Raw genomic sequence first — 12,834 nt, forward strand, 5'->3', positions numbered from 1 at the left:
CAAATCGGATTTTCCGAAATCCTTTGACCTGGTGACGCCTTTACGCCTGACGGAGGTCTGGCCCGTTCGTAGTGCCTAGGGGGTTACGTGGCCGCTAGGGCCCATAGCATCGCGCGGTGGTCGGCTGCGCAGGGCGCTGGCAGCGAGACCTTTATCTTCGACGGTCGCGATTCAAGCGGCGCAGAACGACTCTACCTCAAAATCGGCCGAACAAGGCGGGTCGGTTCGATCCGAACCGCGGCGGACCAGCGCTTAAACGAGTCGCCGTGCCTGTGCGGCACAGATGGTGCGCTCGTCCGCGAAACGGGGACCGACGGCGCAGGCGTTAGCCCAAGAAGATGCTGTCGGCCCTCAGGCTCGACATGGATATCCCCACCAGGATCACCTGGCCGCCAGTCATTGTGATCACCGTGTCGCCGCCGATCTGGGCGACGGAGAAGGTGGTTCCGACGTCCAGTATGACCCGGTCGCCCTGAGCGACGTTGAAGTCGAGCACGCGATCGACGCCGGCGTCGGCGAAGGAATGGAATAGATCAGCGCCGGCCCCGCCGGTCATGGTGTCGTCGCCGCGATCGCCGGAAACATAGTCGTTGCCTGCGCCGCCCATGAGAGAGTCGTTGCCCTGGCCGCCGCGCATGGTGTCGGCGCCGTTTCCAGCGTCCAACGTGTCGTCGCCAAGGTTGCCGTAGACGAGGTCGACCCCGTCGTCGCCAAAGATCAGATCGTTGTCTCGACCGCCCACGACCCAGTCGTCACCGAGGCCGCCGGAGACCGTGTCGGAGCCCATGTTGCCGTTGATGTCATCGAAACCTGAGCCGCCGACCAGATTGTCGTCGCCCTCGTCGCCGCGCAGATAGTTTGACCCGCCGGGATCTGTGATGATGTCGTTGCCCGTGCCGCCATAGACGTCGTCGTCGCCGTCGCCGCCGTCGAGGAAATCGGCGCCCGCGCCGCCGGTCATGGTGTCGTCGCCTCCGAAACCGCGAAGACGGTCATCGACGCCCGAGCCGATGATCTGGTCGGCGCCGCCGAAGATGCCGGCCTTGGCGGAGACATTGTCGCCTGCGGCCACCCACCCTCTGAATGTCGCGGCCGACAGCGAGAGACCGGTGATGTCGTAGACGAGGCCCGCGTCCACCCCGACAATGATGCGGTTGATCGTTCCCGCCGTGGGCGGGCCGGCGGCGGCGAAAGCGAAACCCGAGCCAAAGATCTGGGTGGTCGAGCCGAGCAGTGTGAGCCCGACGGATGTCGGCGTCGCCGAGGCGGGCGGCGCCAAGATCAATGGGCCGAGGTCCACGAGATCGAAATCGACGCCCAGGGCGCCGGCGGTGAAGACAGCCATCCGACCTCCATTCGGCCCCCATGCTAGGGCCGCATCATGTTCGTGCAATCCGACGCTCGACGGAATGCAACCGCGCAGACGTTTAAACGGTACCTTATCCGAACTCCGTCACCATTTGGTGGACATATGCCGATACGGTGGCCAAGCTCAGAAAGACGAAAGGGACGTTAGCTTTGGGGGATTCGATGCCGCGCAGGCCATTGCGTTGGCTGGCCATCCTGGCGGCCCTGACGGTTGCCGCCTGCAGCGGCGTGCGTGGAACAGGAAATGGCGGCGCGGCGCCGACAAGCGCGGAAGCAGCCCGGTTCCTGGCTCAGACGACCTACGGGGCGACCGAATCCTCGATCACCGTGGTGCAGGCCAGCGGCTACTCCCAGTGGATCGATCAGCAGATGGTGACGCCGGCTCCGCCGGGCCATCAAGCGGATGTCGATGCGCGGCTGGTGCAACTTCGTCTGGCCAACCCGACCGCAACCCTGAACCCAGTGGACTTCTATTATTCGTTCTGGGACCAGGCGGTCACGGGGCCCGACCAGCTCCGCCAGAGGATGAAGCTCGCGCTGTCGGAGATTTTCGTGATCTCGCTCACGGACTCCAACATCGATACCCGTGGCGCGGCATCCTACTACGACATGCTTGGCGCCAACGCGTTCGGCAACTATCGAACATTGCTGGAGCAAGTGACGCTGCATCCCATGATGGGCGTCTATCTCACGTGGTTGGGTAACCAACGGGAGGATCCCGCGACGGGTCGCAATCCGGATGAAAACTATGCGCGGGAAGTGATGCAGCTGATGTCGATCGGGCTGCACCAGCTGAACCCTGACGGCACGGTTCGCACCGACAGCTCCGGACGGCCGATCCCGAGCTATACGGACGCCGACATCAGCGGTCTGGCCAAGGTCTTCACCGGATATAGCTATTTCCATCCCAATCCGACTGCGGGCACGTTCCGAGGCGGCAGTCGAAACGTGGACGCCACCGTGCGGTCGATGATCCCCTATCCAGCGTTTCATTCGATCAGCGCCAAGTCGTTCCTTGGGGTGACCATCCCGGCGTCGACGGTGTCCGATCCGGCTGGCGACCTGAAAATCGCGCTGGATACGATCTTCAATCACCCCAACGTCGGGCCGTTTATCGGGAAGCAGCTGATCCAGCGGCTGGTGACCAGCAATCCAAGCCCGGCCTATGTGGCGCGGGTGACGGCCGTGTTCAACAACAACGGGCGCGGCGTGCGAGGCGATATGTCGGCCGTCGTGCGCGCGATCCTGCTGGATGAAGAAGCGCGCAGCGCTTCGGTTGCGGACGGCGTAAATGCCGGAAAGCTCCGCGAGCCGATGATCCGGCTGGCCAACTGGGCGCGGGCGTTCGGCGCCACTTCGGCGAGCGGGGAGTGGCTAATCGGTTCGACCAGCGCCAACACGTCGTTGGGCCAGTCGCCTTTGACCTCGCCGTCGGTGTTCAATTTCTATCGACCAGGATACTCGCCGCCGAACACGCGGGTGGGAACGGCCGGGCTGGTCGCGCCGGAGTTCCAGATCGTCGATGAGGTGACTGTCTCTGGCTATCTCAACACCTTGCAGACGACAGTGGACGGCGGCATTGGCGTCACCAGCAACGGCGTGCGTGATGTGCGAAGCGCCTATGCGGCGGAGATTGCGATCGCGAACAATCCGGCCGCATTGGTGGAGCGGATGAACCTCCTGCTGCTGAACGGGCGCATGTCACCCGCCTTGCGGACAAGGATCACCGAAGCGGTGCAGGGCGTGGCGCTTCCAGCCACGAACCAGACCGCAGCCCTGACCAACCGCGCCAAGCTGGCGGTCTACATGACCATGGCGTCGGCCGAGTATCTGGTGCAGCGATGAGCGGGAACATGGACCGGCGTCACCTTCTGAAGGTTGGCGGCGCTTTCGGAGCCCTGGGGGTCGGCGCGCCGTTCGCCTTGCAACTGGCCGCGGCCGGCTCGGCAGCGGGACAATCAGCGCCCGACTACAAGGCGCTGGTCTGCGTGTTTCTGTTCGGCGGCAACGATTCCCACAACACTGTGCTGGCGACGGACGACGACAGCTGGGGCCGCTACTTCGCCACCCGCAATACAGGGGTCGACCCGATCGCGCTGATGCCGGTTGGCACAGCGCCGACGCCAGTGGGGCAGACAAGCTCGGTGACCGGTCGCGTTGCGGAAGCAGACTCGCCGGAGGCCTGGGGCGGCGTGCTGCCGATCTCGCCCCGGACGCCGCAGCCGATACCGGCCGGCACGAACGCGTCGACCCGCACCTTTGGCCTGCATCCGTTCATGGGGCCGATGCAGACCCTGTTCAATCAGAACCGGCTGGCGATCCTGGCCAATGTCGGCACGCTGATCCAGCCGACCACAAAGCAGCAGTATCAGACCCGGTCGGCGGCCCTACCTGCCAGCCTGTTCTCCCACAATGACCAGCAGTCCACCTGGCAGGCGCTTTCAACCGAGGGCGCACGCACCGGGTGGGGCGGGCGCTTCGCCGACCTGATGGCCAGCATGAATGGCTCGAACACCCTGTTCACGGCGGTCTCGGCGTCGGGCAACGCGGTGTTCCTGTCTGGCCAGTCGGTGGTGCAGTATCAGCTCTCGACCGGCGCCCAACCGGCGGTGGTGATTAACGGCGCGCAAGGAACCAGCCTGTTCGGCTCGACGGCGGCGCCGTCTCGCGTGCGCGACCTGATCAGCGACACCAACGTCGCTGGGAATTTCGCCGCCGACTATGCGAGCGTTGTCGGCCGGTCGCTCAACGCTGCGACGACCGTGAATTCGGCCTTCACCCAGTCGGTTGTCACCAGCGTTGCGACCGCACCCGCTTACACCAATCAGATCCTGAATCGGGTGGAGACCAACACTCTTGCGCTTCAGCTCCAGACTGTGGCCCGCATGATCGCGGCGAGTTCGGTCCTGGGCGTGCGCCGGCAGGTGTTCTTCGTCAGCCTCGGCGGCTGGGACACGCACGACTTCCAGAATACCGCCCAGCCGAACCTGTTGGCCAAGGTGGCGCATGCGTTGTCCTATTTTGACAGTGCGCTTTCCAACATCGGCGGCGTTGATCGCCGATCGCAGGTGACGACCTTCACCGCATCAGACTTCTCGCGAACCTTCGCCACCAATGGCGACGGCACCGACCACGCCTGGGGCGGCCACCACTTCATCCTGGGCGGCGCGGTGAACGGCGGGAACATCTACGGCCAGTATCCGACGCTGGGCTTGGATGTGAACGGGTTCAACAACCCGGACAATGTGACCGGCTATCTGATCCCGACCACGTCGGTGGATCAGTATGGCGCGACGCTCGGTCGGTGGTTCGGGGTTTCAGACGCGGACATCGACGTGATCTTCCCGCGCGTGCGGAACTTCCAGACGAAGTACCTGGGCTTCGTCTGAAACGTTCAGCCGCCAAGGCCGGGTCGTAGCGCGACCCAGGCTTCACGGGCTGGGGCGAGCCGCGGTTCGTCCAGAGTTTCCAGCACGTGGCGACGCTCAAAGGAGGCGCCGGCCAGGTCGCCGCGTCGCCACTTCAGGATCACCTCAAAGGCGACACCGGCCTGAAAGTGCACCAGCACGAACCGTGGCGGCAGCTTGTAGAAGTGGGAGATCTCGAGCTTGGCGCCGGCGGCGCTGATGTCCTTGATGGTGCAGTCAGCCCAAAGGGCGAGGCGATCACCGTGAAGGATGCGCGCGGGCGCACACACAGGCGCGCGCGGTTCTTCGCGGCGCTCGACGTATTGGGTAGCGAGTCTTTCTGACATTCGGGGGTGATAGCCCGGGCGTGGTTTAGGATGTGTGTGCGCGACCGAGGAAATCAGCGTGGATTGAACCGAACCTCGCTGACGCGGCGCACGCCATCAACACGGTCGAGCTGGATAACGACGTCTATGACCCGCTCGACATAGGTCTGGACCTTGTCCCAACCGAGATCGACGCCGGAGGTCAACGCGAGCAAAGCGATCTGGTCAAGCGCGCCTGCCGGGCTGTCGGCGTGGATGGTGGTCAGCGAGCCCGGGTGGCCGGAGTTGACCGCGCGCAGGAAGGCAAAGGCCTCAGCGCCGCGCAATTCGCCCAGCAGGATGCGATCGGGACGAAGGCGAAGCGAAGCAGCCAGCAAGCTGTCGGCGTCGACCCGGGCCTCTCCGAGGTCGCCGCGCACGGCGATCAAGCCCACGCTGTTGGGGTGGTCGAGCCGGACCTCGGCGGCGTCCTCGATCACCACCAGGCGTTCCGTACGGTCGATCTCCTTGACGAGCGCGTTGAGCAGCGTGGTCTTGCCCGAGCCGGTGCCTCCGGAGATCACAATGGTCTTGCGGCGCCGGACGGCTTCCTGAAGGAAGCGCTGGACCTGGCCCTCGGCGAGCAGCGCTTCGAGTTCGGCGTCTGCAGCTCGGCGCGCGGCGTCGTCGGCCCTGTGGGCCGCGGCGAACAGGCCGTCGCGCCCGAGATCGTCCACTGAGAGATCGGAAATCAGATGCTTGCGTACGGCGATCGCCACGCCGCCGCGCGTGGCGGGCGGCGCGACGACCTGGACGCGGGCGCCGTCGGGCAGTGTGGCGGAGAGCAGGGGTTGCTCGCGGTTGACACCCTGGTGGCTGGCGGCGGCGATCTGGCGAACGAGGCGCTGGAGGGCGACTTCGTCCAACTGGTCGGCCGGCTCACGGCCCATGACCCCATCGGTGGTCTCGACCCACACCTCGCCCGGCCGGTTTATCAGAACGTCGGTGACATCAGGCCGCGTCAGCCAGGGCGCCAGCGGCGCCAGATAGGCCGACAGGTAGACGTTTGCGCTCACCGCACGACCGCCGAGAAGTCGAGGTCGCGGGCCACGAACACCTGCACCGGCACGCCCTGGGCCACCTTGATGGTGTCCGGGATATTCATCTGAGACTGGAGCACGGTCGAGGCCGCCTGGGTGGCCTGAGTGGTCGAACCGATGACCAGGGTGGCGCTGTCGCCATCGGAGAGCGCCGTGCCGGCGGCGGAGATCACCGACAGCAGGATGGCGCCGCCGAAGCGCTGGAAGAAGTGACGGTCCACCTCACCGCCGAGTCCGCCGCGCCCCAGCCGATCGGTGGCCGGGGAGCCGATTTCGATCGTGACGCCGGTCGGGCTGATGATCCGCTCCCAAACCACGAAGGCGCGGGTCTGGCCCTGAGCCGCGGCGCTCTTGTACTGGCCGACCAACTTGGAACCTCGCGGGATTAGCACACGGCTGCCGTCGAAGCTGCGCACGTCCCGACTGACGACGCCGCGCACCGAGCCCGGCAGATCGGAGTTGATCGCGGTCTCCAGGACGGCGGCGACCACTGTGCCCTGAGGCACAGTGCGGCCAAGATCGCGCATCTGTCCGGCGCGAGCGGTGTCACCGAGCGAGCCGGATAGACGCGCGGCGAAACGTTCCTCCGCCGTCCCTGCGGCGGCGCCCGATGCGACCGGGGCCGCAGCGGTGGCGGACTGAACTTGGGGGGCGGTCGCGGCGGCCGGATCGCCGCCCGTGAAATCGACCACCACCGTGGGCGCGCGCCAATGGGCGGCTTCCGGATCTGCAGGTGGCGCCACCCCGGCCTGGACGGGAGGGGCCGGTGAAGCCTGAGGCGGTGGCGGAGCGGCCTGGACTGGGGCCGGAACCGGGGTTGCCGGAACCTGCGCGGGGCGGGCGGCCGTCGGGGGTGTCTGGGCCTGGGCTTCTCGACCGGCGGAGAGACCGTTGAACACCAGCAGGCCTAGCAGCGCGGCGCCGCCGACGCCGGCCCAGACCGCGATCGGCGAGTCAGGCGCCTGAACGCGCGGTCGCGAGGCCGCGCCGCGTGCAAAGACCGGGCTGACATCCGCAGGAGCGGGAGATTTGCGCGTCATCGGCGCCACCAGGGATCCTTCTTGCGCTCACGGAGCATGCTGGCTTCCTCGACTCGGAAGCCGTCGTTGTGGACACGGGTCACTTCGCTCCCGCGCCGGAGTACGAAGCCCCGCGCGATGCGGTCGACGACGAAGTAGCCATCGCGCTCGCGGGTGTTGACCACCGCCTCACCGCCATCCGGATCGACGGCGTAGATGGCGGGCAGGTCCTCTTCGCGCCGGAAGCTGAAATAGGTGTCCTGGCCGTCGTCGAAGACCTTGATCGGCAGCGTGCGGGTGGAGCCTTCGTAGGAGTAGGCGACATTGCGTTCAACCGGCGGCGGTGGCGGCGGCGGTGGGGCGATGTAGGCCACAACGGGCGCGGGATAGAGGAAGCGGACCGTGAAGGGAGCGTTGCGCGAGGCCGAACGTGGGCGAAGCGACAGCTCGAATGTGTAGCGCCGCAGATTGGTGATCACCGTCATATTGGTGGCCGGGCGCGGCGCCATGGGCTTGAGGAACAGCAGGTTCGCCCGGCGATTGGGCGTCACCTGCCAGCCCAGGGAATCCCCGATGGCGACGTTCTCGATCCGCTCGGCCGGATCAAACTCGAGGGAGAGCTGGTAGCCGAGCGCGACCCGGAGCTCGACAACGGCCTCGGGATCATAGTCGACGACATGGATTCGCGGATCGCCGGGGCCGGGACGCGGCGTGACGGCCTGAGCCGAGCTCGCGGCGAAGGCGAGGGTGAGCGCCAGGAGAAGCGGCGCGGCGCGGATCATCGGGCGGCTCCGGAACGGCGGGACGTGGCCGGGTTGCGGCGGTAGGTTTCGCCCAGCCGGCGGGCGGCGTCGAGGCGGACAGAAATCTGGCGGGAGGGGGCTGCGCCGGCGGCGACGGCGGCCTCCGCCACGCGGGAGCGAGCGGCCGCTTGGGCGTGGTCCCGCTGGAGATCGAAGGCGAGGCGTTCGGCGCGGGAAGGTGTGGCGATGACCCCTGCGGCTGCGGGCGTCTGACCTGGCGCGCCGATGGGTCCGCGCAGGTCGCGCCGCGCGGAGAGATCTGGCAGGCGGAAGCCCATGGCGACCACCACGGCGCCGATGATCAGCGCCAACTGTCCGAAGGCGAAAACAAAAACCAGCGCGCCAGCGCTCATGGCTGTCTGCGGATCGAGACGTTGGCCGAGGCGCTGGGCGTTCAGTGTCGCCACCCAGGGATCGATGACCGACAGCATGAGGACGACGAGGAGCCAAGCGACAAGCTGGACCAAGGCCACAGCGGCGAGGGCGCGCACCCAACCCATGAACAGGCCGCGAGTCACCGCCATCAGCGCGAAGGCGATGAAAATCGGGCCGAGCGCGGTCAGCACGCCGATAGCCAGGGTTGAGGCCGAGATCACGCCGGCGGTCATGAAGAACAGAACGCCGGAGGCGGCGGCCGTGGTTTCGGCGGCTGCGGCCTGGGGGCTGGAATAGCCCTTGGCGTCAGGACCGGCGATGCGCCCGTACGCGGCGCCGGTGTTTGAGAACTCGTCATAGGCGGCTTGCAGCCCATCGACGGGTCTGGCGGCCAGACCTGAGCCCGATTCCTGAAGCGGGGCGGAAACAATGGCGGCGATCTCGATCGGCGCCCGGTCGGCGAGATCGAAGACCATGGTCTGGAACGTGGCCCAGCTGGTCACCAGAGCCAGGATGATGCCGATCTTCAGTGCGATCAGTGGGGCGTCGGAGATCCGCGCGTCGCCCTGGGCGAAGAGCAGGCGGTAGCCGACGAGCGCGATGTAGATCGTGAGCAGCGCGGTAAGCGCTGATTGAAACACCGAAGAGCCGGTGGTGAGTGCTACGTAGCCCCCCTCGGCATAGGCGCGGGTCTGGCACTGGACGGTGGCCAGGACGCCCCGGACGATCCCATCGTCCACCAGGGTGGCGCAGGGCGTGCTCATGCCGCATTCCGCCCTTCGCGTGGCGGGGGCGCCATGAAGGTGGGCAGCCAGGCGGCCGGCTCATCACCCACCTGTTCGCGCAGCGCGTCGAGCCGGCGGACCGCACGCTCCGTGCCGGCCAGGACCTGGAGTTCGCCGGACATGCCGGAGAGGTCGAGGCGAGCGACGACGCTGTGATCGCCGCGCTTGATCAGGAAGCAACGCGAGGTGTCGGGCAGGGTGCGGACCAGCTCGAACTCGTGCTCGGACAGTCCGAAGCCATCGATGTAGTCGGCTGGCTTGGCGCGGGCGTTGGGGAAGAAGATCTGGGTGGCGGCCTGCTCGATGATCGCCGAGGCGATACGGCTGTCGAGCGCGTCCGACGCGCTCTGAGTGCAGAAACCGACCACGCCGTTCCGCTTGCGGATGGTCTTTTCCCAATCCTTGATCCGCCGGACGAAAACCGGATCGTCCAGCACCTTCCAGCCCTCATCGACCACGATCAGAGCGGGATTGCCGTCGAGCCGCTGCTCCAGCCGGTGGAACAGGTACATCATCGTCGGGATACGGATGGCCGGCGCGTCCAGCAGGCGGGTCATGTCGAAGCCCAGAATGCGGGTCTCGATGTCGAGTTGGTCCACCGGGTTGTCGAAGAGCCAGGCGTGGTCGCCTTCGTCGACCCAGGCGGCGAGACGCGCCGCGAGGTCGCCGGCTTGCGGACGACGTGCGCCGCGGAAGAGTTCGCGCAGATAGCGCAGGCGCCGATGGGTGGGCGGCTGGGCGAAGTTGGCGTCGATGGCGTCAGCGATCATCAGCCGGTCTTCGGCGTCGAGTTGGCCGCCGTCGGTGGTCAGGAGTTGGGCGACCCACTCGGCCAAAAAGGCGCGATTGGCGGGCGTATCGGCGAGAGCCAGCGGATTGAAGCCCGTGGGCTCGCCAGGCGAGATGACGTCATATCGGCCGCCGATGGCCCGTATGAAGGGCTCGGCCCCCCGGTCCTTGTCGAAATAGGCGATGCGCGGCTTCAGTCGCTCAGCCTGGGCCAGGAGAAAGGTGAGCAGCACGGTCTTGCCGGTGCCAGAGGGCCCAATGACGGTGAAGTTGCCCAGATCGTTATTGTGGAAATTGAAGTGATAGGGGCCGAAGGCGGTGGTTTCCAGCACGGCGATGGCCGGGCCCCAATGGTTGCCGTCCGCCTGACCAGTTGGGTGGTTGTGGAAGCTGGCGAGACCGGCAAAGGCGCCGGCCGAGATCAGCGCCTTGCGGGCGATGAACTTGAGGTTTCCAGGGAATTGGGCCCAGAAGGCCGGCTCGAGATTGACCTCCTCGCGGACGGCCACGGCGCCTGTTTCGGCCAGTGCGGAGAGCAGATCGGCGACGTTTGCGTCGAGGTCCTCAAGCGTGTCGGCGCGGGCCAGCACGGTAAGATGGTGTTCGCCGTAGGCGGCGCGCCCGGCGCCGACATCGTCGCGAGCCTGTGCGAGATCCGCGCGCAGGCTGAAGGCGTCGTCTTCGGCCGCTTTGAGACGACGGAGCGCAAGGCCCATGCGGTCCAGCGCCGCCTGGCGGTCGACGAAGGCGAAGGTCTCGGTGAGCACCAGTTCCATGGGCAGCCGCAGCACGCCGTCCAGCAGGCCGGGCGCGGTGCGGGCCGGATAGTCCTTTAGCGAGACCATGGCCCCGAACGACGGCGCGCCGAGGCCGGCGCCGAGCTCCAGCGCGTCGAGCCCGAAGCTGAGGCGGCGGGTGGGCAGCGCCTGACCGAGATCGCCGGACGGAGCCAGTACAGGTCGAGCCTCGCCATTTAGCAGCAGGCTCAACATCTCGGCCGGTTCGGACCGCTGGGCGCCCCCCGGGCCGGCATAGCGACCGAGCGTGCGCGCGCCGTAGGGGGCGAGGGCGGCGGCGAAGGCCTCGCGCGCGGCGTGGAGCTCGCGCAGGTCGCGGGTGAGGTCGGCGTCCCGGGCGCGGGGGCCGCGCAGCAGACGCTCAAGGATGCCAGCGCCGCCCTGTGTCGGTCGGAACACCAGGGTAAGGAAGATGTCGTTGACGAACAGGCGCCGGCTGGCGAGCTGCTCACGCCAGCGGGCGTCGAGGTTGGCGCAGAAGGGTTCTTCGGGCGGCGGCGGATAGTCAGGCTCCACACGCCGGCGAACGACATGGTGATAGACCGCGAGGCGCGAACTGGCGGCGCCGCGCAGAACGGTTTCGCGGATCGTCTTGCGGTAGTTGAGTTCTTCGTCCGGCGCGGTCTCGAAGGGGAAACCGGCCAAATGGAGGGTCTGAATGAGCAGGCCGTCGCGGGTGCGCAGGGTCACGTCGTCGATGTGGCCAAGATAAGGCAGGCGGTCGCCGACCCGGGCCTCGCGGGGCGCCAGGACCTTTGCGGCCCCCGTTGTGAGGTAGGTCTGGCTCATGGCTGGTAGGAATTGCCCCGCCAGAAGGCGAAATTGCGGATCCGCGGGCAGGTCGACAGGCGCGTGACCCACAGATCGAAGAACCGCGGCTCCCTCAGGGATCCGACATAACCAATCGCATGAACCACCACGGCGACCAGCAGCGCCCAGAACGAACGGGTGATCAGGAACGCCTCGGCGGTGACCACGAGGTTCAGAACGGCATAGGGATAGGTGACGCCGCCGATCATCTGCGGTCGCGTAAGCGCCGGGAACACAGGATCGGAAGCGAGGCGGCTCATGGCGTTTAGAACCCCTGGGCCAGCGAGCGGATGCCGGCCACGATGGTGACGGCGCCGAAGATGATGAAGATGCCGACCAGGGTGACCACGCCGCGCCGCCAGTCAAAGCGGCCGACAAGCATCAGATAGCCGATGATCGCCACGGCAATGACCGCCGCGGTAGTTGCGAGGTTGCCCAGCAGCGTTCCCTGGACCCAGTTCAGCGCCGCCAGAAGGGGAGAAGAACCTGCGGGATCGGCCGCAGCCTGCGCCCAGGCGGGTCCGGCGAGGAGGGCGGCCGCGGCCGTGATTGAGAGGTGGCGTTTCATCATTCTCACTCGGAGCGCAGGCCCACGGCTGAGGCGCTGGCCAGGCGCGCGAGGATCGCGCGCACATAGGTTTGGGTTTCTGCGTAGGGCGGTACGCCGCGATGTCGATCCACCGCCCCGGGCCCGGCGTTGTAGGCAGCCAGGGCGAGGCGCAGGTCGCCGCCATAGCGGCGAAGCTGTTGGGCGAGATAGGCGACGCCGCCTTCGATATTGCCTCGCAGGTCGGAGGGATCCACGCCGAGGTCGCTAGCGGTCGAAGGTAACAGTTGCATGACACCCAGGGCGCCCTTGGGCGAGACCGCCATCTGATTGTAACGCGACTCCTGCCAGGCGACGGCTTCGACGATGGCGGGCGCGACGGCGTGCCGAGCCGAGGCTTCATGGATGAGCCGCACCACTTCGGCCGGCGGCGCGGGGGAAAGCGCCGCCGGCGGCGTAGGCGGCAGGATCGGCGCGGCGCCCTCCAAAGTGTGGACCTGGGGGCCGGCATAGGTCGTGACCGCCCCATCCTCGCCGATGGCCAGAACTTGCGCGCGCGCGGGCGCGCCCGCGCCGAACAGAACGGCAGAGGCCAGAAACGCGAGGATTTGGGCCAAAGGCGCCATAACTCTCCCCCTAAACGCCCACAGACTAGCCCATCCGTCCCGCCCGGTGCGAGTCGGGATCGCGGATGCGTTGCGGTGCAACATACCGCAACAGATTTGTCAC

The 12,834-nt window shown here is 67.0% G+C and carries 12 protein-coding genes; 2 read left to right on the forward strand and 10 right to left on the reverse strand.

Going from position 1 to position 12,834, the window contains the following annotated elements; genetic code table 11:
• Window positions 1-325 precede the first annotated feature (325 nt).
• On the reverse strand, window positions 326-1,345 hold the full coding sequence (locus ACIQ3R_RS08795; protein WP_397417448.1) for a calcium-binding protein: 1,020 nt from the start codon (window positions 1,343-1,345) through the stop codon (window positions 326-328).
• Between the two features lie 185 nt (window positions 1,346-1,530).
• Between ACIQ3R_RS08795 and ACIQ3R_RS08800 the strand changes: the two genes are divergently transcribed.
• Complete coding sequence (locus ACIQ3R_RS08800; protein ID WP_397417451.1) at window positions 1,531-3,213, forward strand: DUF1800 family protein; 1,683 nt, start codon at window positions 1,531-1,533, stop codon at window positions 3,211-3,213.
• A gap of 8 nt (window positions 3,214-3,221) precedes the next feature.
• On the forward strand, window positions 3,222-4,757 hold the full coding sequence (locus ACIQ3R_RS08805; RefSeq protein ID WP_397417453.1) for a DUF1501 domain-containing protein: 1,536 nt from the start codon (window positions 3,222-3,224) through the stop codon (window positions 4,755-4,757).
• Between the two features lie 5 nt (window positions 4,758-4,762).
• Here the strand turns inward: ACIQ3R_RS08805 and ACIQ3R_RS08810 are convergent, their stop codons facing one another.
• Genes ACIQ3R_RS08810 through ACIQ3R_RS08850 form a run of 9 tightly spaced genes read right to left on the reverse strand, consistent with a single transcriptional unit; the run spans window position 4,763 to window position 12,731 of the window.
• On the reverse strand, window positions 4,763-5,122 hold the full coding sequence (locus ACIQ3R_RS08810) for a PilZ domain-containing protein (RefSeq protein WP_397417455.1): 360 nt from the start codon (window positions 5,120-5,122) through the stop codon (window positions 4,763-4,765).
• Window positions 5,123-5,175: 53 nt separating this feature from the next.
• Entirely contained in the window at window positions 5,176-6,156 is a 981-nt protein-coding gene (gene virB11 / locus ACIQ3R_RS08815; protein WP_397417457.1) for a P-type DNA transfer ATPase VirB11, read from the reverse strand.
• On the reverse strand, window positions 6,153-7,220 hold the full coding sequence (virB10, locus tag ACIQ3R_RS08820) for a type IV secretion system protein VirB10 (RefSeq protein WP_397417459.1): 1,068 nt from the start codon (window positions 7,218-7,220) through the stop codon (window positions 6,153-6,155). Before virB10 ends, virB11 begins: the two co-directional genes overlap by 4 nt.
• The gene (locus ACIQ3R_RS08825; protein ID WP_397417461.1) at window positions 7,217-7,981 is read right to left on the reverse strand and encodes a TrbG/VirB9 family P-type conjugative transfer protein; all 765 of its coding nucleotides are present in this window, start codon (window positions 7,979-7,981) and stop codon (window positions 7,217-7,219) included. Before ACIQ3R_RS08825 ends, virB10 begins: the two co-directional genes overlap by 4 nt.
• Window positions 7,978-9,141 carry a type IV secretion system protein gene (locus ACIQ3R_RS08830; protein ID WP_397417463.1) on the reverse strand — a complete coding sequence of 388 codons (1,164 nt, stop codon included), beginning with the start codon at window positions 9,139-9,141 and terminating at the stop codon, window positions 7,978-7,980. Before ACIQ3R_RS08830 ends, ACIQ3R_RS08825 begins: the two co-directional genes overlap by 4 nt.
• Window positions 9,138-11,537 carry a VirB4 family type IV secretion/conjugal transfer ATPase gene (locus tag ACIQ3R_RS08835; protein ID WP_397417465.1) on the reverse strand — a complete coding sequence of 800 codons (2,400 nt, stop codon included), beginning with the start codon at window positions 11,535-11,537 and terminating at the stop codon, window positions 9,138-9,140. Before ACIQ3R_RS08835 ends, ACIQ3R_RS08830 begins: the two co-directional genes overlap by 4 nt.
• On the reverse strand, window positions 11,534-11,818 hold the full coding sequence (locus ACIQ3R_RS08840; protein ID WP_397417467.1) for a type IV secretion system protein VirB3: 285 nt from the start codon (window positions 11,816-11,818) through the stop codon (window positions 11,534-11,536). The genes ACIQ3R_RS08835 and ACIQ3R_RS08840 overlap by 4 nt, the downstream gene beginning before the upstream one ends.
• Window positions 11,819-11,823: 5 nt before the next feature.
• Window positions 11,824-12,129: a TrbC/VirB2 family protein gene (locus ACIQ3R_RS08845; RefSeq protein ID WP_397417470.1), complete on the reverse strand. Its 306-nt coding sequence runs from the start codon at window positions 12,127-12,129 to the stop codon at window positions 11,824-11,826.
• Between the two features lie 2 nt (window positions 12,130-12,131).
• The gene (locus tag ACIQ3R_RS08850; protein WP_397417472.1) at window positions 12,132-12,731 is read right to left on the reverse strand and encodes a lytic transglycosylase domain-containing protein; all 600 of its coding nucleotides are present in this window, start codon (window positions 12,729-12,731) and stop codon (window positions 12,132-12,134) included.
• Window positions 12,732-12,834: the final 103 nt, after the last annotated feature.

The organism is Phenylobacterium sp. (assembly GCF_044371015.1).
Lineage (GTDB): Bacteria > Pseudomonadota > Alphaproteobacteria > Caulobacterales > Caulobacteraceae > Phenylobacterium.